The sequence below is a fragment of the Ruegeria sp. SAZD013 genome, from assembly GCF_059612525.1.
Genome location: NZ_JBXWQT010000020.1, coordinates 593,557 through 618,960 on the forward strand (window position 1 = coordinate 593,557; position 25,404 = coordinate 618,960).

Consider the following 25,404-nt stretch of genomic DNA (forward strand, 5'->3'; position numbering starts at 1 on the left):
GAACTGTGATGAACGATTACTACGATCTGGGCAGCTATTCCTGCCCGGTTTCCACTTCCAGCCCCGAAGCTCAGCTGTGGTTCGACCGCGGGCTGAACTGGACATACGGCTACAATCACGAAGAGGCGGTAGCCTGTTTTCAACGCGCGGCCGAGCATGATCCGAATTGCGCAATGGCCCATTGGGGTGTCGCCTATGCAGCCGGTCCCAATTACAACCTCCCGTGGGACCTGCTGGATGAGAAGGGTCAGGAAGAAGCGCTGGCACAGGCTTACGACGCGATGCAAAAAGCCCTTGGTCTGCTCGCAGGGTGCACTGCCGTCGAACAGGCCCTGATTCAGGCCCTGCTTGCGCGTTACCCGCAACGTGATCCGGTTCAGGACATGCACCAATGGGACCACGGTTTTGCCGAAGCGATGCGCGCGGCATTTGCGGCGCACCCGGACCACCTCGACTTGCGTACCATCTATGTCGAAGCGCTGCTGAACCTGACGCCATGGAAGATGTGGGATCTGAAAACGGGCCAACCCGCCCAGGGCGCGGCAACGAAGGAAGCGCAAGATGCGCTTGAATGGGCCATGGCGAACGATCCGGCTGCGATGTCACACCCGGGCCTGCTGCACCTCTATGTTCATCTGATGGAGATGTCTCCAACACCAGAAAAAGCCCTGAAAGCAGGGGATGTCCTGCGCACACTGGTTCCAGATGCCGGCCACTTGGTACATATGCCGACACATATCGATGTGCTCTGCGGACATTACCACAACGTTGTGCACTGGAACGAAAAAGCCTCGGAAGCCGACCTGAAATATTACGAACGCGAAGGCGCGTTCAACATTTACACAGGCTATCGCCAGCACAATTATCACTTTGCCATCTACGGTGCGCTTTTTCTTGGACAGATGGAACCGGCCCTACGTGCCAATCAGGGATTGTGGGATACAACACCCGAAGAGTTGCTGCGCATCGAAAGCCCCCCGATGGCCGATTACTTCGAAAGCTACATGTCCATGGGCCCTCACATCCTGATCCGGTTTGGCCGCTGGGACGAGGCTAAGGCACTGGAACTGCCCTCAGACCCAGACCTGTTCCGCACCCTGACGGCCACGACACACTACGCGCGCGCCATCGCTCATGCAGCAACCGGTGATATCGCCAATGCCGAGGCCGAAGAATATCTGTTCCTTGCCGCCAAAGAATGCGTTCCGGAAACACGCAGGCTGCACAACAACCGTGTGATTGACCTGCTGGAAATTGCGCGGGAAATGCTGCGCGGTGAGATCGAGTACCGCAAAGGCAACTTGGAAATCGCGTTTGCCCATCTGCGCCGCTCGGTCGAGCTGGACGATACCTTGCCCTATGACGAACCCTGGGGATGGATGCAGCCCACCCGCCACGCGCTTGGGGCACTTCTATTCGAGCAAGGACGGCTGGCCGAAGCGGAAGACGCCTATCGTGAAGATTTGGGCTTGGGCGGCACGCTAAGTCGCGCCTCGATACATCCTGACAACGTCTGGAGTTTGAAGGGCCTTTACGATTGTCTAAAGGCACGCAGCGAACAGGTCGAAGTCCTGCAGATCAAACAACGGCTTGACCTGGCGTTGGCCCGTGCCGACCGCATGGTGGCTGCGTCCTGCTTCTGCGCGCAGGCGGCAATGCGTAGCTAAAGTGTCCTGATCGTGCTGACGCACGATGCCTCCGGCGGGGATATTTTTAGCCAGATGAAGCAGGGATCCGCTTCTTCATCTGGCCATAAATATCCCGGGGGAGATGCGCGGAACGCGCAGCGGGGGCAGAGCCCCCTCTCACATCTCAACCTGCTTTGACCTTTTTTTGCGCCGCGACCACTTTTTCAGCGAGATCCCGGGCAATTGCAAAAGCCCCTTTGATCTTGTCACTGTCTTTTTTCCAGTCCCGGCGCACGACGATCTTGTTGTCTTTGACCTTGGCCATACCACGTTGATTTTGAATGAACTCAACCAGTCCCTGCGGCGAGGCGAATTTGTCATTGTGGAACTGGATGGTCGCACCTTTCGGCCCACCGTCGAGCTTTGCGATCCCGGCGCGTTTACACATGGCCTTGATCCGCACAACCAGCATCAAGGTATTCACCTCTTTCGGCAATTTGCCAAAACGGTCGATCAATTCCGCAGCAAAGCCCTCCAGTTCGACCTTTGTCGATAGAGACGACAGGCGGCGATAGAGCCCCAAGCGCACATCCAGATCTGGTACATAGTTCTCAGGGATCAGAACCGGCACACCCAGATTGATCTGCGGAGCCCATTGATCGTCCGCATCCGACAACCCCTCCATCTCGCCGGCTTTGATCTTGGCAATCGCCTCTTCCAGCATGGATTGGTAAAGCTCATAGCCCACATCGCGCATCTGGCCGGATTGTTCTTCACCCAACAGGTTGCCCGCACCACGAATGTCAAGATCCTGCGAGGCCAGAGTGAACCCGGCCCCCAACGTGTCCAGCGAGCCCAGAACACGCAGGCGTTTTTCGGCGGCAGCGGTCAGTTTCTGGCGCGGTTTGGTGGTCAGGAAAGCATAGGCACGGGTTTTCGAGCGCCCAACGCGACCCCGGATCTGATAGAGCTGGGCAAGGCCAAACATGTCCGCACGGTGCACGACCATCGTGTTTGCGGTCGGGATGTCCAGCCCGCTTTCGACAATGGTTGTGGCCAGCAGCACGTCGAATTTCCCGTCATAAAACGCGTTCATCCGATCATCGAGCTCACCCGCTGCCATCTGGCCATGGGCAACCACGTAAGTGAGCTCAGGCAGTTGATTTTTCAGAAATTCTTCGATCTCAGGCAGGTCCGAGATGCGCGGTACAACATAGAAACTCTGCCCCCCACGATAGTGTTCACGCAGCAGCGCTTCTCGGATTGTAACGGCATCGAACTCGCTGACATAGGTACGGATCGCCAGTCGGTCGATTGGAGGCGTGCCGATAATCGACAAATCGCGCACGCCGGTCAACGACAGTTGCAGCGTTCGCGGGATCGGTGTCGCGGTCAGGGTCAGCACGTGAATGTCTGAGCGCAGCTGTTTCAGCCGTTCCTTATGACCCACGCCAAAATGCTGTTCCTCGTCGATGATCAGAAGCCCCAAATTGTTGAACCGTATGTTCTTGGCCAAAAGCGCGTGCGTTCCGATCACGATGTCCACTGTCCCGCGGGCCAGACCGTCACGGGTTTGCTGGGCTTCTTTCGCCGAAACAAAGCGTGACAATTGCCGGACCTCCAGCGGGAACCCCCGAAAGCGTTCCCTGAAACTCGCGGCATGCTGGCGGGCCAGCAGGGTCGTGGGTGCCACAACCGCAACCTGAACGCCCGACATGGCGGCGACAAATGCGGCACGCATGGCAACCTCGGTCTTTCCAAATCCGACATCACCGCAGATCAGACGATCCATCGGCGCGCCGGAATGGATGTCCTCCATCACATCCGAGATCGCCCGCAACTGGTCTTCGGTTTCCTGATATGGGAATCGCGCGCTGAATTCCTCCCACGCGTGGGGCGGTGGATCCATGACCGGGGCTTTACGTAATGCACGTTCAGCGGCGATGCGGATCAGCTTATCCGCCATCTCGCGGATGCGCTCTTTCAGCTTGGCCTTCTTTGCCTGCCATGCACCGCCACCCAAACGGTCCAGCAGACCTTCGTCATGGCCGTATTTCGAAAGCAATTCTATGTTTTCGACCGGCAGGTACAGCTTTGCCTGCTCGGCATATTCCAGCAACAGGCATTCATGGGCGGCACCGGCTGCGGTGACGACCTCCATTCCCATGTAACGACCTATACCGTGATCCACGTGAACAACCAGATCACCGGGGCTGAGCGACTGGGTTTCGGTCAGAAAGTTTTCGGCCTTGCGGCGCTTTTTGGGCTGACGGATCAGCCGGTCGCCCAGCACATCCTGTTCAGCGATCACCGTTAGATCAGGAGTTTCGAACCCGTGCTCCAACGCCCAGACTGCAAGGTGCAAGCCGCGTTTTCCAATGCGGGTGCCGTTAGCCACATGTATCGCCTCGGCCAGCCCTTCGTCTTCGATCAGGCCGGTCAGGCGTTCCCGCGCGCCATCGGAATATGAGGCGATCAGCACCGGTCCTTTGTCGAGCTTTGCAGTGATGTGACTGGCCAAAGCACCGAACAGGCTGATGCTTTCCTGCTGGCGTTCCGGCGCAAAGTTGCGCCCGATGCGCCCACCCGCGTCGATGACACCGGGGCCAGAGGCTTGCGGCAGCGGGCTGAACTGCAAAACCCGACGATCCGCGACAGCCGCCTCCCAGGCGGTATCGTCAAGATACAACAACCCCGGAGGTGTGGGTTTATAGACCGTGTCCATGCGAGATCGGTTTTCCAGCGCCAGTCGTCGGGTCTCGTACTGATCGGCAATCGTATCCCAACGCGCCAGACGCGCGGGCGTCACCTGATCATCGACAGTGATCACCGCATCCGGCAAGTAGTCGAACAGTGTCTCCAGTTTTTCGTGGAAGAACGGCAGCCAGTGTTCGATCCCCTGATGTTTGCGGCCTGCGCTTACGGCCTCATACAAAGGGTCATCCGTACCGGCGGCACCAAACTCGATGCGATAGTTCTGACGGAACCGGGTTATGGCGGCCTCGTCCAGGATGACTTCGGACACCGGTGCAAGTTCAACGATGTCCAGCTTTTCGGTTGTTCGCTGGGACGCCGGATCAAAGCGGCGCGCGCCGTCCAGGACGTCACCGAACAGGTCCAGCCGAACCGGGCCCGCCTCTCCCGGAGGGAAGATGTCGATGATGCCGCCACGGATGGCGTAATCGCCGGGTTCCATCACCGTTGGACTTTGTGTGAACCCCATACGCACCAGAAAGTTTCGCAGAGCGGTTTCATCTATGCGATGGCCAACTCGGGCAGTAAACGCCGCCTCTCGCAAAACCTCCCGTGCCGGGACGCGTTGGGTCGCGGCGTTCAGCGTGGTCAGTAATACATACTGTTGGGGCATCTGGTGGACCAGCGCCGCCAGAGTAGCGACGCGCGCCGCCGAGATATCCGCATTAGGCGAGACCCGGTCATAAGGTAGGCAATCCCAACCCGGAAACACAAAGACAGGCATCTGAGGCGCAAAGAACGCCAGTGCAGCGCGCATCGCTTCCATCCGCTTGTCATCGCGTGCGACATGGGCCACCGGCCCCCTGCTGCGGGCGATCTCGTTCAGCACCAGCTGCGCGTCAAACCCTTCGGGGGCGCCGCCAACTGTCACGTGGTTCGGAGCCTTCATCGCCTCGCCTTTCAGAATCTTCTATCCCAGAACGCCAATCGAAAGGTTCTGATACATGCCCCAGAACGAAGTGACCAGTATCGAGATCATGCCGATGATCTGGGTATACAGACGGCAGCGGGAAATCGTTTTCGAGACAGTTTCGAGTGTCAATTCCTGCCGCCGGAGACGCCTTGCATGCACGATATTCACTAAAAGCACCAAGGTCATTGGGAACAAAAGCAAAAACAGGGCCTGCGCGAACTCGACATCATAATAAAACCCAAGCGTGGCCATCCCGGTGAACAGAAAACACCCAAACGCCAAAAGGATGGTGCCAGACATGTCGACGATCAGCAGAATCCGATTTGTATGGATGCGAACGATGTCGAGCAGATCGGTTTCGACCTGACCTCCGATCCGGCGGGCACGAACAACCAGATCATATGGGATGCCCATCACCCAGTGGCTGGCAGACGACCAGAGTACCGCCAGTACGATCCAGAACCACAGATTCGAAAAGCTGCGCATGTCGATGAGTTCAAAGATCGAAGAGTACCAGTCCAAACCCAACCCTTTATTCGCACTACTCAGGGGGGTTCCATCTAGGCGCGCGTCCATTGATACCCTTGAGACCTTTGTGAATTCATGCCACCCAATGCACGAATGTTCAAGGAGAACGCGCCATGAAACCGACCATTGCCCCATTTCCCATGACCCGCTTTCGCCGAGCCCGTCAATCACAGGCAATTCGTGCGCTGGTGCGTGAGAACACTCTGACAACGGATGACCTGATCTGGCCGGTTTTCGTGCGCGATGGCGAAGGTATTGAAGAGCCCGTGCCCTCGATGCCTGGTGTGGTTCGCAGATCGGTTGACCTGATTGCCAAAGCGGCGGTCGAGGCCCAGGCCCTTGGGATTCCTGCAATTTGCATCTTTCCCTACACCGACCCAGCGCTGAAAACCGAAGACTGCGCCGAGGCATGGAACCCCGACAACCTGTCAAACCGGGCCATCCGGGCAATCAAGGCGGCGGCCCCAGACGTCGCCGTAATGACGGATGTGGCGCTTGACCCGTATAACATCAACGGCCACGACGGATATGTCGTTGATGGAGAAATCGTGAACGACCAGACCGTCGAGGCGCTGGTAAAGATGACACTGGCACAGGCAGACGCCGGTGCGGATATCATCGGCCCGTCGGACATGATGGACGGCCGGATCGGGGAAATGCGTCGCGCGCTGGAACGTGCGGGCCATCACAACGTGATGATCCTCAGCTATGCCGCCAAATATGCCAGTGCGTTCTACGGACCCTTCCGCGACGCAGTCGGTGCATCGGGGGCCCTGACGGGCGACAAAAAGACCTACCAGATGGACCCCGCGAACTCGGACGAGGCCCTGCGCCTGATCGAACGCGATCTGACTGAAGGCGCCGATATGGTGATGATCAAGCCGGGCATGCCTTATCTGGATATCTGCCGCCGCGTGAAAGACAGTTTCGGTGCGCCGACATATGCCTATCAGGTATCGGGCGAATACGCGATGGTTCAGGCCGCAGCCCAGAACGGCTGGATCGATGGCGAGAAGGTGATGCTGGAAAGCCTTCTGGCCTTCAAACGCGCCGGATGCGATGGAATTCTGACCTATTTCTCTCCTCAGGTTGCGCGCATCCTGCAGGGATAAAGCCCGCAAGTTTCGCGATATTTCGCCGATAAGATTTCCCGATCGGGCAGCTTTCCCGTGACACATCGCCCTGATCGGCGTATCCTTGCCGCCAAGACCGGGATCACCCGGCATTTCAGGCACAGTTACAGAGATAAAAAACCATGAGCAGTTCCAATTCCCCCCGACTGAATCGTCGCGGCTTTGCCTTGGGCATGGCAGGTCTGAGCTTGACCGCCGCCTGTGGCAACGGCGTCGGCAATTCCAACGCTGCAACAATCGATGCCCGTGTCGACGCCACGCTGACCGAGATGTACAGCCGCTATCCCAACACGGTTGAAATTGCGAACAAGGCCAACGGCATGCTGGTCATGCCGCTGATTACCGAAGCCGGTTTCGTGTTCGGTGGCGGTTACGGCCGCGGCGCGCTGCGCATCAGCGGTGCAACAGTTGACTTCTACTCGGCGGTCAAGGGCACGGCCGGGCTACAGATCGGCGCGCAGCAATATGCGCATGTCCTGTTTTTCATGACCGAAGACGCCCTGAACGATTTCCGTCGTTCCAGTGGTTGGACAGCCGGAGCAGATATTGGCTATGTGGTCAGCGATCAGGGCGATTCCGTGTCGACAGACACAACGACATTGCGATCGCCCGTTCTGGCTGCCATCTTCGGACAGGCTGGGCTTCAGATCGGTGCGACCGTGGAAGGCACGAAATATACCCGAATTATCCCATAATTCGGGCTTCCCACTTCTTCTGACAAACCCCATCACAGCGGAATGCTGCGGTGGGGTGTTTGTTTTCATCCTTTCCGCGCAGGTTCTCGCCGCGTTCCTCTTTCGGTTGGACCCGCCATCCACTAATCTCCGCGCAACCTTCATGTACTAGAATTTGGGGCAGTAATGGGTCTTGTTTTCCGCTGGCTGGTGCGCATCGTGTCGGGTCTGATCATGCTGATCCTCGCCGCAATGGGCCTCGTCTATTTTCTGGCCAGTCAATCCCTGCCGGATTATGACCAGACGCTTGAAGTCAACGGGTTGACCGCTCCGGTTGAGATCGTGCGCGACACCGCCAATGTGCCGCACATTCTGGCCCAAAATGACCCGGATGTGTTTTTCGGTCTTGGATATGCCCACGCGCAGGATCGGTTGTGGCAGATGACAGTCATGCGCCGCACCGCGCAGGGCCGCTTGTCCGAGATCTTTGGCCCGCGCACCCTGCGCGTTGACAAGCTGTTGCGCCGGCTGGATCTGTACGGCCTTGCCCATCGCTCGGTCGAGGTACAGGACGATTATACCAAGGCTGCCCTTCGTGCTTATGCTGCCGGGGTCAACGCACGCCTAGCCGAGATCAACGACGAGGCATTGGGGCGCGGCGCGCCAGAGATGTTCCTGTTCAATGCCCCCGTCTCGCCTTGGCAACCGGGCGACAGTATTGCCGTGATCAAGCTCATGGCGCTGCAATTGTCCGGTCACCTGACCGACGAGGTTCTGCGGGCGCGGACGTCTTTGATGCTGAGCAATCCGGACAGACTGGCAGATATTCTGCCCGATGTTCCCGGCCCCGGCATCGCCGCGCTGCCTGAATATGCTTCGCTGTTTCCCAACCTTCCACGCTATGCCGCTGGTACGAGTTTTCCCGAAACACCTCTGTCACCCCTTCCCAAACGCGGGTTGGCGGGCGCATCAAACGCGTGGACTGCTGCGCCTTCGCGCTCGGCAAGCGGTGGGACGTTGCTGGCCAACGACCCACATCTGGGCTTCACAGCCCCCGGTGTGTGGTATCTGGCACATCTTGGTCTGGCAAAGGGAAGCGTCATTGGGGCCTCGATCCCTGGTATTCCCACAATCATGACCGGCCGTAGTGACCGGTTGGGTTGGGGGGTGACGTCATCTTACCTTGACGATCAGGACATTCACATTGAGCAGCTGAACCCGGACAACCCCGAAGAATACCTGACCCCGGACGGTTATCAGGAATTCAAGACCCGTCCTTCGATAATTGAAATCAAAGGGGAAGCTCCGGTTACACTGACGTTGCGCTGGACTGAAAACGGGCCGGTTTTGCCCGGAACGGATTACAAGCTGGAAACTATCACACCGCCAGGCCATGTTGCGTCTTTGTCCTGGACTGCGCTCAGCCCGCAAGACACTTCGATGTCGGCGTCCATGGCCCTGATGAACGCGGACAACGTGCAGGACGCCATAACCGTGGCGCGGCAATTCATTGCGCCTTCGCAGAACCTGTCACTGGTCGACAAAACGACGATAGGGATGAAACTGATTGGCGCCATGCCCCGGCGTGATCTGCAAAACCAGAGCCGCGGACGCATTCCGACACCCGGCTGGATTGAAGCAAACCGCTGGCAAGGTCGCCTACCCTACACCAAAAACCCGGAATTTGTGGCCCCTGCTGGCGGCGTTCTAGGCAACACGAATAACAAGATCATCAACCGCCCGTTCCCGGATCATGTGTCCTACGAATGGGGAGACACTCAGCGCGTGCATCGCTGGGAACGCCTGATGCAATCGCGTGAGGTGCATACCCGCGACAGTTTCATCGAAGCGCAACTGGATACCGTCAGTTTCACCGCGCGCTCTCTACTGCCACTGATCGGTGCTGACCTTTGGTATACCGGTGCCTCGGCCCCCGAAGGGACGCCCGAGCGCCAGCGCCAGATTGCGCTGTCGCTGCTGGCGGACTGGAATGGCGAGATGAACGAGCATCTGCCCGAACCGCTGATCTACGCAGCCTGGGTGCGGGCCCTTCAGATCCGCCTGATCTCGGACGAGCTGGGGCCGCTGGCCAGCGAATTCAAACATGTCGAGCCTTTGTTCATCGAGCGGGTCTATCGTGACATTGATGGCGCCGGTGTCTGGTGCGATGTACGACAAAGCGCGCCGATTGAAACCTGTACCGAAATGGCTCGACTTGCATTGGATGATGCGCTGATCTGGATCACCGAACGCTATGGTAGCACACTTGAATCCCTACGCTGGGGTGATGCGCATCAGGCAACCCACGATCACCCCGTTCTGGGAAACGTGCCAATACTTCGGTATTTTGTGAACATTCGACAATCGACCAGTGGCGGCGACAACACCTTGCTGCGCGGGCGCACGTCGGGCGAAGGGCTCGACCCGTTTCAGAACGTGCACGGAGCCGGGTATCGCGGTGTGTATGACTTTGCCGATCCCAACAGCTCGGTCTTTATCACGGCTACCGGCCAATCGGGCCATTTCCTGTCGCGTTATTACGACGATCAGGCGCAGCTGTGGCGGCGTGGCGAATATATTCCCATGTCGCTGGACCTTGACCTTGCCCGCGCCGCTGCTGTCGGAGTGACCAATCTGATCCCACGCTAAGCAACGGGGTTTCGGCGAGTCCCCGCCCCTTTTTGTCCGGACCGTGGACGCCACGCGGCAGTTTCGCCTACCATCACCGGGCGAACTGTTTCGGACCAGGGGGAAACTATGGCCAGCATTCGGGATACTCTGAACAACTTTGCCCGAGATTACGCGATCGCCTGGAGTTCAGGTGACGCCGATGCCGTTGCCAGTTTTTTCACGCAGGACGGTCGGATCACAACCAACCGGGGTGAGCCTGTCGAAGGGCGTGCCGCGATTGCCGAAATGGCCCGAGAAGTCTATGCCGATTTTCCGGATCTGGAAGTGCGGTGCGACATGATGCGATGGGCTGGCTCTCACGCCCTGTTTGTCTGGACACGTGAAGGGCATCATGCCCAGACCGGCAACTATGTTATCGCGCGCGGATGGGATGAATGGGAACTTGCACCTGACCATCTTGTACAATCGTCAGTCGGCTGGTTCGACACCGATGATATACAGCGGCAACTTTACGGCACATGACTTAGGTTGTCTTTTTGCCCGCGGTTTCTATCGCATAATTCCGCGGTATTCCCTGCGTAATCAGAAACCACTCGGATGCCTTCGTCCGCCGCTGATGCGCATCAAATGCCCGCTGATTCACAAAAACCTCTGATACAGTGAACCGTCCGGGTGTGATCTGATCCTCGACAACATCGAACGACAGGCAACCCTCTTCCGCCTTTGTGAGGGCGATATGCGTGGACAGAGCGGCGCGCACATCTTCAAGGCGATCCGCTGGGACATCAATAAATCCGGTCAGAAATACTCTTTGATCCAATGTGTCAGACAAGTTCCGCCACTTCGCCGTTTCTATAGTGTTTCGAATTGAGCAGCCTGTTTATCCGTCCAAAGGACAGTAATACGGAACCCTTTTTCGGTCTGCTCTTCGGATTGTACAACATCCTGTCGGAACAACCACGCCCGCTTGTTACCTTCAGCGAAGGTCAGGTTCAGAACATCCTCGTGCCGGGCCCCTTGCAGGATTGCTGCAATCTCGGAAAGCAAAGGGGTCACGCCTTCGCCGGTAACTGCCGAGATGGCAAATATGGCCGGATCGCGATCCGCCCTTGCCAATGCAGCGTCTTTTTCTTCGGCGCTCAGTAAGTCAGTCTTGTTCCAAACCTCAAGCCGGGGGCGTTCTTCGTCGACACCAAGCGAGGTCAGGATTGCTTCGACATCCTGCGCCTGCGCTTCGGTTTCCTCATGGCTGATATCACGCACGTGAACAATCAGATCAGCGCCCAATACTTCTTCAAGCGTGGCCCGAAAAGACGCCACAAGCTCGGTCGGCAGGTTCGAGATAAAACCCACCGTATCCGACAGGATCACTTCCGGGCCATCGGGCAGTTGCACGCGGCGCATAGTTGGATCCAGCGTGGCAAACAGCATGTCCTTGGCCAACACTTCGGCCCCGGTCAGCCGATTGAACAGAGTAGATTTCCCGGCATTGGTATATCCAACCAATGCAACGATCGGATATGGCACCTTGGCCCGCGCAGCACGGTGCAACGTGCGGGTCTTGACTACTTTCTGCAACTGGCGACGCAGACGCACAAGTTGTTCGTCAATGGCGCGACGGTCGGCTTCGATCTGGGTCTCGCCAGGTCCGCCGACAAATCCCAAGCCGCCACGCTGACGTTCAAGGTGGGTCCAGGCCCGCACCAGCCGCGTCCGCTGATAGCTGAGCGCAGCCATTTCGACCTGCAACACCCCTTCGCGGGTACGCGCACGGTCGCTGAAAATCTCAAGGATCAGCCCGGTCCGGTCGAGGATCTTGACCTTCCATGCCTTTTCCAGATTGCGCTGCTGAACCGGGGTCACCGGCCCATCGATCAGAACCAGTTCAACCTCGTTCTCACGAAGCCGCTCGCCCAGTTCCTCGATCTTGCCACTGCCAAACAAATAGCCGGGCTGGGCGCGTTGCAGGCGTACGATTTCAGACCCGATCACGTCCAGATCGGGCAAAGCGGCGGCCAGCGCAACCGCCTCGGCCAGCGCCGGTTCGGGAACGCGGCGCTGTTCATCTGATTTGATTTCGGGATGCAGCACCCAGGCCCGGGTGCGCGTCCGGTCATGTTCCATCAAGAGGCGTCTTCGCCCTCATACAGGTTGATCGGCTGTGATGGCATGATGGTTGAAATCGCGTGCTTGTACACCAGCTGCGACTGTCCGTCGCGGCGCAACAATACACAGAAATTGTCGAACCAGGTGATCACACCCTGCAATTTCACGCCATTGATCAGGAAAATTGTAACCGGAACCTTAGCTTTCCGTACATTGTTCAGGAAGGCATCCTGAAGATTCTGTCTGTCCGAAGCCATATTTATATAATCTCGCCATTGTTCTTGCCACGCGTTGCGGACCAACACGCTCCCTCCGGTTCAGTATGGAGCGCCGCGTAAAGATATTCCAGACGAAAAATTAAGCAGAAAAAACGGCCGGACCCAACCGCTTCAATCCCGCCACAGCGAAGGAGTGATCAGGGCGATGATCGCAAGTGTCTCGAGCCGGCCAATGACCATCGCCGCGCACAGGGTCAGCTTGGCCCCTGCGGACAGGTCTATCAACCGGATCGGAACATCAGTGGCCAGTTCAATCAGCGGACCCGTCGTGGTGAGCGTTGCGACGCTGAGCACCATGGCCTGTTCGAACCCGGCCCCCATAGCGGCCAGCAAAAGGTTGAACACTGCCAATGTCAGCGCAAAGAGCATTAGAAAAATCCAGGCGATAAACGCGCCGTCCCTTTGAATGCGTCGGTTACCGCCTCCAACCCCGCTGACTGACGAGGGATAGATCAACCGGTCGATCTCGCGCGCACCATTCAGGTACAGGGCAAAAACGCGCAGCAGTTTGACACCGCCAGCCGTAGTGGCGACCCCGCCACCGATCAGCGCCAGCCCCATCAGCAACAATCCGGGCGTTCCCAGACCAGACAATTGCTGCGCATCATCCCAGTTTGCGCTTTCAAACCCGGCGGTTGTCAGAAAGGCCAGAACAGTGAACAGCATACCCCAGATGACCTGCAATGCCTGCAAAGGTTCGATTTGCCCGCCGATTTCCGTAACGCCTGCAATAACGCGAAAGAACAGTAACGCAGCAACGGCCAGCACAATCATCAGGCCAATGCGAAACTCCGGGTCCGTATCCAGTCGGGAATAACCGGATGTTGCCGTGTCGGTCGAAAATGTCAGGCGCGAAAGGGCGAAGAACAGGAACAGAAACAGGATCGCCTCGCCCGTGAATCCCGCTTGCGCGCCTTCCATACCACCCACCGGAGAAATTCCCGACGTCGCCATGACCGACATTGCGTGGCAAACGGCCGTCAGACCATTTTCGCCAGCGATCAGAAGAAGGATCCAGATCACTGCCGTCAGCCCGGCATAGACCGGGGTCAGTCCCTTTGCCACACGGAGCAGCCGGCCACGTGGATCAACGCGTTCGCTTTGCGCAACACCCGATACCGGGCGACCCGGCTGACCGCGTGCCGTGACCTCGAACCCACCTAGCGACAAAGGCGCAAGGATTGCCGCGGCGGCAATCCACATCAGCAAACCGCCCATCCATCCAACCAAGGCACGCCACAGGTGCAGCGGGGCCGTCAGGCGGTCTGGATCCGGAAACAGATCCGCCCCTGTGGTCGTAAGGGCACTAACCATGTCAAAGTAAGCGTTCAGGAATGTGGTCGTTCCCAGCGCGTCGTGAAATGGAATTGCAAGAAAGACGGGAAGAATGGTGAAACATGCGAGCATCACCGCCAATTGTCCCAAAGTCCCACGCCGTGGCACGCGATTGGACGAGGCCAATGCGATACTGGCGACCAGAAACAACCCTATGATACCGGAATACAGAAACGATCGGGATGTGTCGTGATCATCCAGCGCCAGCGCGTAAACTGCCGGAACCCACATTGCCAGTGACGCAATAGCCCAGATCAGAAGAAACAGCGGCAACCGCCGCAATAGCCCGATCTGTTGTATCCCCGCATGCGCCATCAGAAGAAATCGATTGAAACCTGCATCAGGCGTTCGACCTCAGGCACGTCCTTGGCCATGGCAAAAATCGCGACGACATCCTTTTCATCGATCCTGAGGCTGCCCGTCGGTCGCATCACCTCATCCCCTTTGCGCACGGCCCCAACCAGTACGCCCTCGGGAAAATCGATATCGCGCAGCTTTTGCCCCGCCATGGGAGAGGTTGACAGAACCTCGGCCTCGATCACTTCGGCCTCAGCATCTCCGATCGAGTAGACCTGTCGCACCCGGCCATGACGGATGTGGCGCAGGATAGAACTGACGGTGGTTGCCCGCGGATTGATATACGCGTCGATCCCCAAAGGTCCCATCAACGCCACCATGCTGGGATCATTGATCAAAGCAATCGCCAACGTGCAACCCTCGGCCTTGGCCCGCACAGCGGCCAGCATGTTGGTGCGGTCATCATCCGTAACCGCCAGCATTGCATCTGCCCTGTCGATACCGGCCTCGCTCAACAAACTGGCATCCAGACCATCACCGTGCAGCACAATCGTTCGTTCCAGCGCCTCGGCGGCGATCTCGGCGCATCGGCGATCCCGCTCGACGATTTTGGCGCGCACGCGGCTTTTTTGCTCTTCCAGAGCTCGCGCCACTTCAAGCCCGACATTGCCGCCGCCCACGATCACCACGCGATCCTGACGCTTTTGGGTCTTGCCAAACACCTCCATGGTGCGATCCACGTCTTTTGCATTGGTAAAGACGTAGCATTCGTCGCCGACAAACAGCTGATCCTCGGATTCTGGTGCAAACAGCGTTCCATCGCGACGCACCCCCACTACGATCGAACTGAGCGTCGAGAACAAATCGGTCAGTTGCCGCAAGGGCGTGTTCACGATCGGGCACTCCTCATCAACGCGAATTCCCAAAAGCTGCGCCTTGCCGTCCATGAAAATCTCGGTGTCAAAGGCGGACGGGGCCGACAGGCGGCGCATCGCGGCTGCGGCCACTTCGCGTTCGGGGCTGATCACCACATCAATCGGCAGATGATCGCGCCGGTAAAGGTCCGAATGGATCGCTTCAAGATAGGATTTCGACCGCAGTCGCGCGATCTTGCGCTGGATCGAAAAGACCGAATGCGCCATTTGGCAAGTGACCATGTTCACCTCGTCCGAATGGGTCGCAGCGATGATCATGTCCGCATCGCGCGCGCCTGCCCTTTCAAGCACATCGGGGTAACTTGCAAACCCGGCGATCCCCTGCACATCCAGTGTTTCGGTCGCCCGCCGTACCAGATCGGGATTGTTGTCGACAACGGTGACATCGTTCAATTCGCCCGAAAGGTGCCGCGCAATCTGCCAGCCGACCTGACCCGCGCCGCAAATAATGACCTTCATGTTTCTGGCCCTTCTGCCTGAAAGGATTGAATGACAGATGCCCCCAAAGCGGTCAATTGAATTGTCATCGCTGATCAGCTGCGGCAAGATAAGCATATGAAAACGCTGTTTCCTATGCTCGTGCCCCTGATGGTGCTGTCCTCGTGTGGGCCACTCTCGCTTTACTATCGTGAGGGTGAAACCGTGTCACGTCTGCAAAAAGAGACCACCCAGTGCCAGCTTAGGGCGGTAAAAGAGGTGCCGGTTGCCAATCAGATCCGTCAAAGCCCGCCGACTTATTGGCCTGGGCGTACGTATTGTGATGGCATGGGTCGTTGCTATCAATCCCCAGGCTGGTGGCAACCCGGCAGGGTTTATACCGTCGATGTCAACCAGGGACTGCGAAACACGGTCGAGGCGCAATGCATGGCCGAGAAGGGATTTCGTCCGGTCAGCTTACCGCCCTGCAAGCAAAACGTGAAATCACGGGTGCCACTGGCGCGAACAACGACATTGCCGCCCCTCAACAGTGCCTCATGCTTTGTGAAATTCGATGACGGGTCGTTTCAGATCATCACACCGGGGCAATCCGGATAAGAAAAACCACTGTTCCGCATGTTTGATCAATCCAGCTCGGTCGAAGCGCGTTTGCGCCGCGCGGCTAGCCACAGATGCAGCGCCATGGCAACAGCATAGAACCCGACCACGGCAATCAACATGCCTGCTTCACTGGTCCGCCACAGAATTGCAAGCAAAACAGGTGTGCCCAAAAGGTTACCCGCATTCCCCATCTGCGCCATCGCACCATAGCTAAGCGCCTGGTTTTCGGGTGTCGAGTTCAACTGCGGTACCGCTGCAAAGCTGCCGCCCTGAACAAGCCCCAGCACCGCAAAAAGCGCAACGCAGACAACGGGCAACGGGGCACCAAGAAACAGGGCGCCTATCGTCAGGATAGACAGCCCGAAACCAAGGGTAACAACGAATACGCCAGAACAAACGTTCAGCAACACTGGGACGGTAAGCCAGGAAATCACGATCCCGGCCAACGGCATCAAGCCTGCGATCATCGCACTGACATCTTCTGGCAATCTTCCCGGAAGAATGGCCAGCAGCGAGACAAAGGTCAGCGTGTAAAAGAACCATCCGAGCGCCGGAGCCGACACAAATGCAGAGCGATAGGTCTGTACGTGTATGTCAATCAGTGTTCGAACGCTCCAAAAAGGATTGTTCACCAAAGCCGATGCACTGTTGGGACGGAAAGATACGATCAGGACGGCGATCAGAAACATCAGAACGCCATGGGTAGCAAAATAAACCGGCAGCCCGACCTGAGCGATCAATGGAAGCCCAAGCCATGCGTTCAGGGCAAAGGCGACACCAAAGAAACTGCTCCACAAAACCATTGCCGCGTTGCGCCATTTTCCAATCGTGATTTGCGCAATCAGAGTCGGCGCGGCGACAACGATGGCCAGATGAGAGACCCCTTCGACAACGCGACTGACCAGCATCAGGCCTAAACTGGGGATACTGGCCTGAAACAGGGACACCGCCCCGCCAAGGATCAAGCCAAACATCAGCAACCGGACAGGCCCCACCCGCCCCGCTATCGCGCCGGACAATGCACCAAGAATCGCGCCAATCAGGCTGATGACTGACAAAAGCCAGCCAATCTTATCCGCGTGCGCAGGATAGAGGGCCGCGACCTGAACAAAAGGAACCGCTATCTTGGCGAATTGGGTCGCCGCACCTAGCCCGGCAAGCCAAAGCAACAAAACCTGTAACAAGATGCGTAATGGATGGGGCATAGCCCGGTTCTACTGCACCCGACCGCACAGGAATACGCATAAATTATGCGCGTCCCGACCGTGCCCCACTGACCAGCCTAACCGGCGTTCCATCCGACAGGTACAACCGTTCCCAGGTGATCTGTCCGGCGCTGATCCGGATACGGTCGTGCCGCGCTTCGGAAGTTACAAACGACTTGGGGTTGGGCGCTTGCAAATCCCACCACCCCTCGTCCTGTAGCTCGGCCTCAGCCTGCCGGATCTCTTCCGTTGCAAATTGCCAGAGGGACACGCCAAGCAGTGCCCGTTGGGTGGTTTTCCAGTCCCGCGCCCGCCGGCGGGAATAGGCCAGGCACATATGGCTGGCCTCCTCAACCAGATGGATGCAGTCGGCCGAGTTCACGACAAGCCGTCTTAACGCGTTGTCATCCGCCCTGAAAGGAGCCAGCGCAGCAAACACCGAGTGTTGCAGATCAGTTGTCGGAATCTGAATCCCGTTTTCCCATCTGGAAACCGTGGTCTGATCGACCTCCAGAACCTCTGCCAGCGCGGCTTGTTTCAATCCGATCGACCGTCGAAGTCGCTTTAACCGCCTGCCAAAAGCCGGGTAGCCTTCGACGAACCGGCCAGACCGATCAGAGTTCACCGTTCTCGCCATCCCTTCCACACATCCATCTGCCCGTGAACTATGACCCCAGACTCATTCTGCTGGTTCGGGCTCGTCGATTTGCGCGACCCGCGCACCGGATTTGTTTGAGGTCACAACACCCAGCGACTTTAGCTTGCGATGCAGCGCACTGCGTTCCATCCCGACAAAGCTGGCGGTGCGGCTGATATTGCCGCCAAAGCGGTTGATCTGGGTCAGCAGATACTCACGCTCGAACGCTTCGCGGGCCTCGCGCAGCGGCAAAGTGGCCAGCGCCCCCGACAAGACAACGCGGCCCGACTCTTCGGCCTTGTCTTCTTCGCTTGGCAGCTCGCGCGCCTCAATTGGGCCGGTGCCGTCACCCAGAATCAAAACACGTTCGATCAAGTTTTTCAGCTGGCGCACGTTACCCGGCCACGTCATTGTCTGAAGCAAAGCGACCGCCTCGTCCGACAGCTCCCGCATAGGCAACCCTTGGGTTTCGTTGCACATTTCGATGAAATGCTGGGCCAGAACCGGAATATCCTCGCGCCGGTCCTCGAGTGATGGAACGGTGATCGGAACCACATTCAGACGGTGATACAGCTCTTCCCGGAACCGCTCGGCCGCGATTTCATCATCAAGATCTTTGTTGGTCGATGAGATCACCCGAAGATCCACGCGCACTTTGTCCGAGCCACCCACGCGCTGGAATTGCTGATCCACCAGCACACGCAGGATTTTGGACTGTGTACCCAAAGGCATGTCGGACACTTCATCAAAATAGACCACGCCGCCGTGGGCTTCTTCCAGCAATCCGGATTCCACACCACGTTCGGCCGATTCCCGGCCAAACAGAACTTCTTCCACACGCTCAGGCTCAATCCCGGCACAGTTGACGGTCACGAAGGGAGCGTTTGCGCGGTTGGAGTGGGCATGGATATAGCGCGCGGCAATTTCCTTTCCAGAACCCGCAGGCCCGCGCAGCATGACGCGACCGTTTGACTTGGTAACCTTGTCCAACTGCCCCTGCATCGCCCGGAACGACGCGGATTTGCCGATCATGTCGGAGTTGTTGACCTCTTTCCGCTTCAGCGACGCGTTCTCGCGCCGTAGACGAGACGTCTCCATCGCGCGGCGGATCACCACCATCAACTGGTCAATGTTAAAGGGCTTCTCGATAAAGTCGTAAGCACCCTGTTTGATAGCAGCAACAGCGATTTCGATGTTGCCGTGGCCCGAAATAATCACCACCGGCACATCCGGGTTATCGCGTTTTACCGACTTGAGGATATCAATCCCGTCCATACGGCTGTCCTTCAGCCAGATATCCAGGATCAACAGCCCCGGCGGTTCGGAATTGATCGACGCCATGCACTCGTCCGAGTTGGCTGCCAGCCGGGTTGAATAGCCTTCGTCCTCCAGAATGTCGGACACCAGCTCGCGAATATCGCGCTCGTCATCTACGATCAGAATGTCGCTCATCTTTGGCCTGCTTTCAGTTTGTTGGTTCTAATTGCCTGCTTCTGCGGCGCAACGGTTGGGGACATACCTGCCCCAGGCAAACGGATCACAGCCATTGCGCCAAAATGGTCCTGCCCGTCAAATACGGGCGCGTCCTCAAGGGTCAGCGCGCCGCCATGCTCTTCTATAATTTTCTTGACGATCGGAAGGCCCAGCCCGGTCCCTTCGTCGCGTGTCGTAACATAAGGTTCAAACAAACGCGCCCGGTCCTCCGGCAGACCGATTCCATTGTCTGCAATGGTAATGACCGTACCCGCACTGTCGCTTAATACCGCCACCTTGATCTGTGGCACCAGGTTGCTCGGGGCGCCCTTTTCTTGCAAGGTAACAATAGCTTCCCCAGCGTTCTTAATCAGGTTGGTCAATGCCTGGTTGAGCATGGTCGCATCTACATCCGCCATGATCGGCTGCTGCGGCAGATCGGCGTCAATCTGTACGTCCGGCTGTCCCGCCTGCTGCAAAAGAACGGCTTCGCGCACCAGTTCAACCAAGTCTTCCTCTCGTCGAACGGGTTCGGGCATCCGTGCGAACTTGGAAAACTCATCCACGATACGCCGCAGGTCGTTAGTCTGCCGCACGATGACGCCGGTCATCGACTCAAGGCTGCCGCTGTCTTCCTCATCCAGTTTGCGGGCGAACTTGCGCTTGATGCGCTCTGCGCTGAGCTGGATCGGCGTCAATGGGTTCTTGATTTCATGTGCAATGCGGCGGGCCACGTCCCCCCACGCCGCCATTCGCTGTGCGCTGACCAGATCGGTTACATCGTCAAAGGCAACCACATAGCCTTCCAGCCCGCCATCCTCTCCGCGACGGATGGCCATGCGAACCAGCAGGTTTTCCAGCCGCCCCTTGCGTGTGACCTTAACCTCACCCTGAACAGCCTCCTGCCCGCTGTCCTTGAGGCTTTCAAACAAGGGCAGAAACTCGGGAACTGCAATGCCGATAGCCAGGTGTTCTTCGCCTCGTGACCAGTCCAGCAAGCGCTCGGCCGAACGGTTGACGAAGGTAACGCATCCATCCGGGTCCACGCCGACAACACCGGATGTGACCGAACTGAGCACGGAATCAAACAGGCGACGCCTTCTTTCGATTTGCTGGGTGTTTTCCAGCAGCGTGTCCCGCTGTCCTTTTAGTTGTCGGGTCATCTGGTTGAAATATCGGCCCAACATCGCGATCTCGTCGTCGCTGGCCTCTTCGATGACCTGAACGCTCAAGTCTCCGGCACCGACCCGCTGTGCTGCCGTGGTCAATCGTCCGACCGGGCGCGACAGCCGTTCGGCAAACCACATCCCCAGTGACATCGCAGCCAGGATCAGGATCAGCGCAAAGCCGAGATAGAGCAGGCCGAATTCGAACAACACCCTGCCCCGTTCACTTTCCAGCTGCTGATAGAACTGCGCCGTTTCCTTGGTGTCATCCAGCAGCGTCAACAACTGCCCGTCCACTTCGCGGCTGACATACAGGTAACGGTCCAGATAGGCGGTAAGCGGGACCAGCGCGCGGAATTCACTGTTTGGCCAGTCAGCAATGATCAGCAGCCCCTTTTCTGCCGCTTCCGTCATTTGCTCGGCTGTTGGCGCCTCATAGTTGAACAGATAGGACCGATCCCCGCGCGACCGGATTTCGCCCGTGCCGTCGATGACATAGGCCTCGCGCAACCCGCGCTGAATCCGGGCCTGCCCCTGCGCCAGAACCTCGCGGAGTTCGGCATCAGAAATGTAAAACTCCACCGAACGTGCGTTGTTCAGGAACCGCGCCAGAACGGTTGCGTCCTGCGTCAGACCACTGCGATGTTCCTGCTCATAAGCCTCTGCCGCCGTCAGGGAGGACCCGACAACCTGCCGTACGCGATCCGAAAACCAGCCTTCCAGACCGATATTCACGGTAAGGCCGGCAAAAATGGCGACCGTAACGGTCGGAACCAGCGCGAGCAGCGTAAACGCCCCGATGAGGCGCAAATGCAGGCGCGAGCCCGCCGACTTGGCCCGCCTGGCCGCAATCAGGCTACCCAACTGACTGAGCACCAAAGCCGCAACGACCAGAACATAGACTAGATCGGCTAGCAGAATCAGCCGCAATGTCGGCGCGGTCGCACCAAGATCAAAGGGACCAATGACAAGATATGTGGCAAGCGCCAGAACTGGCCCCAAGAGGACCAGCCCAAAGGTGCCGAAATTGCGCAGTTTCCGTGATTTACGCCATCGACCAATCGATAGGATCATCCCGCTCTGTGCTCGGGTTGCCACCGTCTGCCCTCATCCTGATGTGCCGCTTGTGCGGCTTACCGCCATATATCGTGATCTTTTCCTGACAGGTGCCAGGATGCCACGGTTTGTGTGGCGATATTACATCAGTTTGCGACGCCGTGTCACCTGAATATCGAGGTCAGTAATCTTTTTTCGCAGCGTATTTCGGTTAATCCCCAGTAAATCAGCACATTTTGCCTGATTCCCACCAGTTGCATCCAGTGCGATTTCGATTAGCGGAGCCTCAACCTCACGCAAAATCCGCTGATAAAGGCCCGGTGGCGGCAAAATGTTGCCGTGCAGATCGAAATACCGTCGCAGATGACGCTCGACCGAAGTTGAAAGCTTTTCACGTTCGCCACCGCTCAGAACCGGTGCGGCTTCGGGCTGGCTGCCCAACACCATTTCCACCTCGGCCTTTGAAATCTCATCTGCCCGGCTGGTCAGCCCCAAACGGCGAACAGCGTTTTCCAGTTGTCGCACATTCCCCGGCCATGAATAGCGCCGCACCAGTTCCACCGCATCAGAGCTGAGCCACCGCTTGTTTCCGTTTTCCTTCTCTTCCCGGGCCAGAAAATGTTCGGCCAGCAGCGGAATATCGTCGACCCTTTCGCGCAACGATGGCACGTGGATCGTCGCCCCGCACAAACGATAATACAGGTCCTGACGGATACGGCCGTTTTCCATCCCATCGGTCAAGTTTGTCTGGCTGGTAGCCATGAAACGCGGAGCATGATCGCCGGGCGTATCCATCATACGCACCACGCGGGCTTGAATTTCATCGCCGATATCTGCGATTTCATCTATCAGCAGCGTACCTCCACGCACCCGCGCCATCACGCGGGCCGGGCCCTCCAAATCGCTTAGGTCGGCTGCGGTGACTGTGACAAAGGGTAATGTACGCCGATCCGAAAAGTCGTGAATTGCCCGGGCAATCAGCGATTTACCCGTTCCGCTTTCACCCGAGATCATTACCGGCAGGTCGGTGTTCATCACGCGTGCGACCAACCGATACAAGGCCTGCATGACTGGCGTGCGGCCGACCAGAGGCAGCTCATCCGGACGCTCACCGCCTGCCTGTTTGGGTTCTGGCTGTGCGCGCTGCTTCTGATCCAGTGCCCGCGCCGTGCGTTTCATCAAATCCGGCAGGTCAAACGGTTTGGGCAGATAGTCATATGCGTCTGCCTCAGCCGCCTGAATCGCGGTCATGATCGTGTTTTGTGCGGAAATCACGATAACCGGCAATCCAGGGCGATCCTTTGCGATCTTCGGCAGCATCTCCAGACCATTGCCATCAGGCATGACAACGTCCGAGATCACCACGTCGCCTTTACCTTCGCCGACCCAACGCATCAGGGTGGTTAGCGAAGACGTTGCGTGCACCTTGCATCCGGCCCGCGTCAGCGCCTGAGTCAGAACGGTGCGGATTGTGCGGTCGTCATCCGCAACCAGTACGGTGCCATCCATCAGGTGCTCTCCTTCTTGTGTTCTGTTGCATCTCGCGGCGCGCGGCGCAGCGACAGTTTGAAAACGGTGCGGCCAGGCACGGAATCGGCGGAAATCCAGCCGTCATGGTCGGAAACGATCTTGCTGACCAGCGCCAGCCCGAGACCGGTGCCGTTTTCCTTGCCCGACACAAACGGGTCAAAAATGTCACCGCGGATATCCTCGGGCAGCCCTGGACCGTCATCGATGATCTCGATCTGCAACGGCAGCGAGTGACCCGACCCATCACTTCTGCGCAGCCGGAAGGAATGTTCGAAATACGTGCGCAGACGGATTGTTCCGCCCTGAGGCCCTGCGGCCTCGGATGCGTTTTTCAGCAGGTTCAGAACCACCTGAAGAAACTGGTCCGGATCGCCATAGGCCAGCGGCAATGACGGATCGTAATCCTCGATGATTGTCATATCCGCGCCAAATCCCAGCAGCGCGGACCGCCTTGCACGGTCCAGTACATCGTGGATATTGACCGGCCTGAGGTCCGGTTTCTGCAAGTTGCCGAATTGCTCGACCTGTTCCAGAAGCTTCACGATCCTTCGGCTTTCGGCCACAATAAGGTCTGTAAGTTCAAGATCCTGTGGCGAAATATTCATGCTCAGCAGTTGCGCTGCACCGGTAATCCCGGCCAGTGGGTTCTTAATTTCGTGCGCCAGCATCTCGGCCATGCCAATCGCCGACTGCGCCGCTGACTTGACCGTGTTGCCCAAGGTCATCCGGCCCGCCAGTTCACGAGGTGATATAATCATGATCATCGACCCCGGATGCCCAACCAGAGGCGCGATCTGCAACGCACATTGCAACGGCGCACGGTTCCCCGAACCAGCATCCACATCGTTTACGAACAGTGGCGTGCCTTGAGAACGGGCGCGCAGGAATGCTTCCTCCAGCGGTGCGTCAACGGCGATCTGGTCCCATACCGGATGCCCGATTACCGACCGGCGCGAGGCATTCAAAAACCCCTCGCCCGCCGAATTCACATCTGCGATGCGATCTTCTTCATCGATTATGAAGGCCGGAACCGGCAATGAGTTCCAGATGTTGGCGTTGGAATTCATGCCGCCACCTCGCCCGTATCGGCAAGTGCGTCCCCAAGCAGACGCAGGACTTCATCCGTGCTTCGCGACGTCAAAACTGCCCGGCGCAGCGGCGCAGGGGTTGCGGCCTGATCCATGTACCATCCCAGATGCTTGCGGGCGACACGCAGGCCCAGATCGGCACCGTAAAATCCCAGCATCGCCTGATAATGCGCGCGCACCATGTCGATCAGGACATTCCCGACCGGAATATCCGGCGCATCCTCCCCGTAGAGGTCGTGACTGATCTGCGCCAAAAGCCACGGTTTACCCTGCGCGCCACGCCCGACCATGACCCCATCTGCACCAGACTGAGTCAGCGACGTTCGCGCGGCGGCAGTATCCGTGATATCTCCGTTCGCTATGACCGGAATCGACACGGCTTGTTTCACGGCCCGGATCGCGCTCCAGTCAGCGCGCCCCTTGTAGAACTGGCATCGCGTGCGTCCGTGGATCGTAACCATCTGAACGCCTGCGTCTTGTGCACGGCGCGCGACCTCAGGGGCATTCAGCAGGGTGTCATCCCACCCCAGACGGGTTTTCAATGTCACCGGAACGTCAACTGCACTGACTACGGCCTCGATCAGCGTCAGCGCATGGTCTGGTGTTTTCAGCAGGGCCGAGCCGGAATACCCATTTGTAACCTTCTTGGCGGGACACCCCATGTTGATGTCGATCACCCGCGCCCCACGATCAGCAACCTGACGCGCCGCCTCGGCCATCCAGTGCGCCTCGCGCCCTGCCAGTTGCACAGCTGTATTTTCCACATCGGCAGACAATTCGGCGCGCTCCCGCACTCCGGGTTTGGCCTGCACCATTTCCTGACTGGCGACCATTTCACTGACGACCATGCCGGCGCCGAAGCGCATAACTAGATCCCGAAATGGGCGATCGGTGATTCCGGCCATCGGGGCCAGCAAAACCGGCGGTGTTACGAGTTTGTCAGCGAAACGCAAAGTCAACGTGCTTAATCCTTGGGCAACTGCAGTTCCGATATCGAAT

Annotated in this window: 20 protein-coding genes; 6 read left to right on the top strand and 14 right to left on the bottom strand. The window is 58.0% G+C overall.

Features of this window, described 5'->3' with window-relative positions:
- Positions 1-8: 8 nt before the first annotated feature.
- Positions 9-1,667, top strand: coding sequence for a hypothetical protein (locus AC2FLU_RS09160; RefSeq protein ID WP_496808758.1), 1,659 nt, complete (start codon positions 9-11; stop codon positions 1,665-1,667).
- A gap of 145 nt (positions 1,668-1,812) precedes the next feature.
- On the opposite strand, the gene mfd is transcribed toward AC2FLU_RS09160, so the two are convergent.
- Complete coding sequence (gene mfd, locus AC2FLU_RS09165) at positions 1,813-5,271, bottom strand: transcription-repair coupling factor (protein WP_480517223.1); 3,459 nt, start codon at positions 5,269-5,271, stop codon at positions 1,813-1,815.
- Positions 5,272-5,292: 21 nt separating this feature from the next.
- Entirely contained in the window at positions 5,293-5,817 is a 525-nt protein-coding gene (locus tag AC2FLU_RS09170) for a component of SufBCD complex (RefSeq protein WP_480486469.1), read from the bottom strand.
- A 119-nt stretch (positions 5,818-5,936) separates the two neighbouring features.
- Between AC2FLU_RS09170 and hemB the strand changes: the two genes are divergently transcribed.
- From hemB to AC2FLU_RS09190, 4 genes are all read left to right on the top strand, one after another.
- Positions 5,937-6,935, top strand: coding sequence for a porphobilinogen synthase (gene hemB / locus AC2FLU_RS09175; RefSeq protein ID WP_480553669.1), 999 nt, complete (start codon positions 5,937-5,939; stop codon positions 6,933-6,935).
- Positions 6,936-7,078: 143 nt separating this feature from the next.
- Complete coding sequence (locus AC2FLU_RS09180) at positions 7,079-7,651, top strand: lipid-binding SYLF domain-containing protein (RefSeq protein WP_480473050.1); 573 nt, start codon at positions 7,079-7,081, stop codon at positions 7,649-7,651.
- Positions 7,652-7,816: 165 nt separating this feature from the next.
- A complete protein-coding gene (locus AC2FLU_RS09185) occupies positions 7,817-10,279 on the top strand; it encodes a penicillin acylase family protein (RefSeq protein ID WP_496714366.1) in 2,463 nt (820 codons plus the stop codon).
- 108 nt (positions 10,280-10,387) lie between these two features.
- Entirely contained in the window at positions 10,388-10,783 is a 396-nt protein-coding gene (locus AC2FLU_RS09190; protein ID WP_480517229.1) for a nuclear transport factor 2 family protein, read from the top strand.
- A 1-nt stretch (position 10,784) separates the two neighbouring features.
- On the opposite strand, the gene AC2FLU_RS09195 is transcribed toward AC2FLU_RS09190, so the two are convergent.
- From AC2FLU_RS09195 to trkA, 5 genes are all read right to left on the bottom strand, one after another.
- Complete coding sequence (locus AC2FLU_RS09195; protein ID WP_480919640.1) at positions 10,785-11,093, bottom strand: putative quinol monooxygenase; 309 nt, start codon at positions 11,091-11,093, stop codon at positions 10,785-10,787.
- A gap of 20 nt (positions 11,094-11,113) precedes the next feature.
- Complete coding sequence (hflX, locus tag AC2FLU_RS09200) at positions 11,114-12,385, bottom strand: GTPase HflX (protein WP_480919641.1); 1,272 nt, start codon at positions 12,383-12,385, stop codon at positions 11,114-11,116.
- Positions 12,385-12,624, bottom strand: coding sequence for an RNA chaperone Hfq (gene hfq / locus AC2FLU_RS09205; protein WP_005982826.1), 240 nt, complete (start codon positions 12,622-12,624; stop codon positions 12,385-12,387). Before hfq ends, hflX begins: the two co-directional genes overlap by 1 nt.
- A 132-nt stretch (positions 12,625-12,756) precedes the next feature.
- On the bottom strand, positions 12,757-14,295 hold the full coding sequence (locus AC2FLU_RS09210; protein ID WP_496808757.1) for a TrkH family potassium uptake protein: 1,539 nt from the start codon (positions 14,293-14,295) through the stop codon (positions 12,757-12,759).
- Positions 14,295-15,671, bottom strand: a complete 1,377-nt coding sequence (gene trkA, locus AC2FLU_RS09215) for a Trk system potassium transporter TrkA (RefSeq protein ID WP_496811949.1) — start codon at positions 15,669-15,671, stop codon at positions 14,295-14,297. The genes AC2FLU_RS09210 and trkA overlap by 1 nt, the downstream gene beginning before the upstream one ends.
- A 96-nt stretch (positions 15,672-15,767) precedes the next feature.
- Between trkA and AC2FLU_RS09220 the strand changes: the two genes are divergently transcribed.
- Positions 15,768-16,247, top strand: coding sequence for a hypothetical protein (locus AC2FLU_RS09220; protein ID WP_480473064.1), 480 nt, complete (start codon positions 15,768-15,770; stop codon positions 16,245-16,247).
- A 26-nt stretch (positions 16,248-16,273) separates the two neighbouring features.
- On the opposite strand, the gene AC2FLU_RS09225 is transcribed toward AC2FLU_RS09220, so the two are convergent.
- The 7 genes from AC2FLU_RS09225 to dusB form a co-directional block, all read right to left on the bottom strand.
- The gene (locus AC2FLU_RS09225; RefSeq protein ID WP_496715604.1) at positions 16,274-17,455 is read right to left on the bottom strand and encodes an MFS transporter; all 1,182 of its coding nucleotides are present in this window, start codon (positions 17,453-17,455) and stop codon (positions 16,274-16,276) included.
- 43 nt (positions 17,456-17,498) lie between these two features.
- Complete coding sequence (locus AC2FLU_RS09230; protein ID WP_496715606.1) at positions 17,499-18,092, bottom strand: helix-turn-helix transcriptional regulator; 594 nt, start codon at positions 18,090-18,092, stop codon at positions 17,499-17,501.
- Between the two features lie 42 nt (positions 18,093-18,134).
- Positions 18,135-19,544 (bottom strand): nitrogen assimilation response regulator NtrX, encoded by a 1,410-nt coding sequence (gene ntrX / locus AC2FLU_RS09235; RefSeq protein WP_480473070.1) that lies wholly within the window; start codon positions 19,542-19,544, stop codon positions 18,135-18,137.
- A complete protein-coding gene (locus AC2FLU_RS09240; protein WP_480476753.1) occupies positions 19,541-21,805 on the bottom strand; it encodes a sensor histidine kinase NtrY-like in 2,265 nt (754 codons plus the stop codon). The genes ntrX and AC2FLU_RS09240 overlap by 4 nt, the downstream gene beginning before the upstream one ends.
- A gap of 123 nt (positions 21,806-21,928) precedes the next feature.
- A complete protein-coding gene (locus tag AC2FLU_RS09245; RefSeq protein WP_480473072.1) occupies positions 21,929-23,296 on the bottom strand; it encodes a response regulator in 1,368 nt (455 codons plus the stop codon).
- On the bottom strand, positions 23,296-24,384 hold the full coding sequence (locus tag AC2FLU_RS09250; protein ID WP_480473074.1) for a two-component system sensor histidine kinase NtrB: 1,089 nt from the start codon (positions 24,382-24,384) through the stop codon (positions 23,296-23,298). The genes AC2FLU_RS09245 and AC2FLU_RS09250 overlap by 1 nt, the downstream gene beginning before the upstream one ends.
- Complete coding sequence (gene dusB, locus AC2FLU_RS09255; protein WP_496811950.1) at positions 24,381-25,364, bottom strand: tRNA dihydrouridine synthase DusB; 984 nt, start codon at positions 25,362-25,364, stop codon at positions 24,381-24,383. Before dusB ends, AC2FLU_RS09250 begins: the two co-directional genes overlap by 4 nt.
- Positions 25,365-25,404: the final 40 nt, after the last annotated feature.

Excerpts from the sequence above, each read along its gene's own strand:
- AC2FLU_RS09160 (WP_496808758.1), top strand. The coding sequence starts at position 9 with ATGAACGATTACTACGATCTGGGCAGCTATTCCTGCCCGGTTTCCACT.
- mfd (WP_480517223.1), bottom strand. The coding sequence starts at position 5,271 with ATGAAGGCTCCGAACCACGTGACAGTTGGCGGCGCCCCCGAAGGGTTT.
- hemB (WP_480553669.1), top strand. The coding sequence starts at position 5,937 with ATGAAACCGACCATTGCCCCATTTCCCATGACCCGCTTTCGCCGAGCC.
- AC2FLU_RS09180 (WP_480473050.1), top strand. The coding sequence starts at position 7,079 with ATGAGCAGTTCCAATTCCCCCCGACTGAATCGTCGCGGCTTTGCCTTG.
- AC2FLU_RS09185 (WP_496714366.1), top strand. The coding sequence starts at position 7,817 with ATGGGTCTTGTTTTCCGCTGGCTGGTGCGCATCGTGTCGGGTCTGATC.
- AC2FLU_RS09190 (WP_480517229.1), top strand. The coding sequence starts at position 10,388 with ATGGCCAGCATTCGGGATACTCTGAACAACTTTGCCCGAGATTACGCG.
- hflX (WP_480919641.1), bottom strand. The coding sequence starts at position 12,385 with ATGGAACATGACCGGACGCGCACCCGGGCCTGGGTGCTGCATCCCGAA.
- hfq (WP_005982826.1), bottom strand. The coding sequence starts at position 12,624 with ATGGCTTCGGACAGACAGAATCTTCAGGATGCCTTCCTGAACAATGTA.
- AC2FLU_RS09210 (WP_496808757.1), bottom strand. The coding sequence starts at position 14,295 with ATGGCGCATGCGGGGATACAACAGATCGGGCTATTGCGGCGGTTGCCG.
- trkA (WP_496811949.1), bottom strand. The coding sequence starts at position 15,671 with ATGAAGGTCATTATTTGCGGCGCGGGTCAGGTCGGCTGGCAGATTGCG.
- AC2FLU_RS09220 (WP_480473064.1), top strand. The coding sequence starts at position 15,768 with ATGAAAACGCTGTTTCCTATGCTCGTGCCCCTGATGGTGCTGTCCTCG.
- AC2FLU_RS09225 (WP_496715604.1), bottom strand. The coding sequence starts at position 17,455 with ATGCCCCATCCATTACGCATCTTGTTACAGGTTTTGTTGCTTTGGCTT.
- AC2FLU_RS09230 (WP_496715606.1), bottom strand. The coding sequence starts at position 18,092 with ATGGCGAGAACGGTGAACTCTGATCGGTCTGGCCGGTTCGTCGAAGGC.
- ntrX (WP_480473070.1), bottom strand. The coding sequence starts at position 19,544 with ATGAGCGACATTCTGATCGTAGATGACGAGCGCGATATTCGCGAGCTG.
- AC2FLU_RS09240 (WP_480476753.1), bottom strand. The coding sequence starts at position 21,805 with ATGATCCTATCGATTGGTCGATGGCGTAAATCACGGAAACTGCGCAAT.
- AC2FLU_RS09245 (WP_480473072.1), bottom strand. The coding sequence starts at position 23,296 with ATGGATGGCACCGTACTGGTTGCGGATGACGACCGCACAATCCGCACC.
- AC2FLU_RS09250 (WP_480473074.1), bottom strand. The coding sequence starts at position 24,384 with ATGAATTCCAACGCCAACATCTGGAACTCATTGCCGGTTCCGGCCTTC.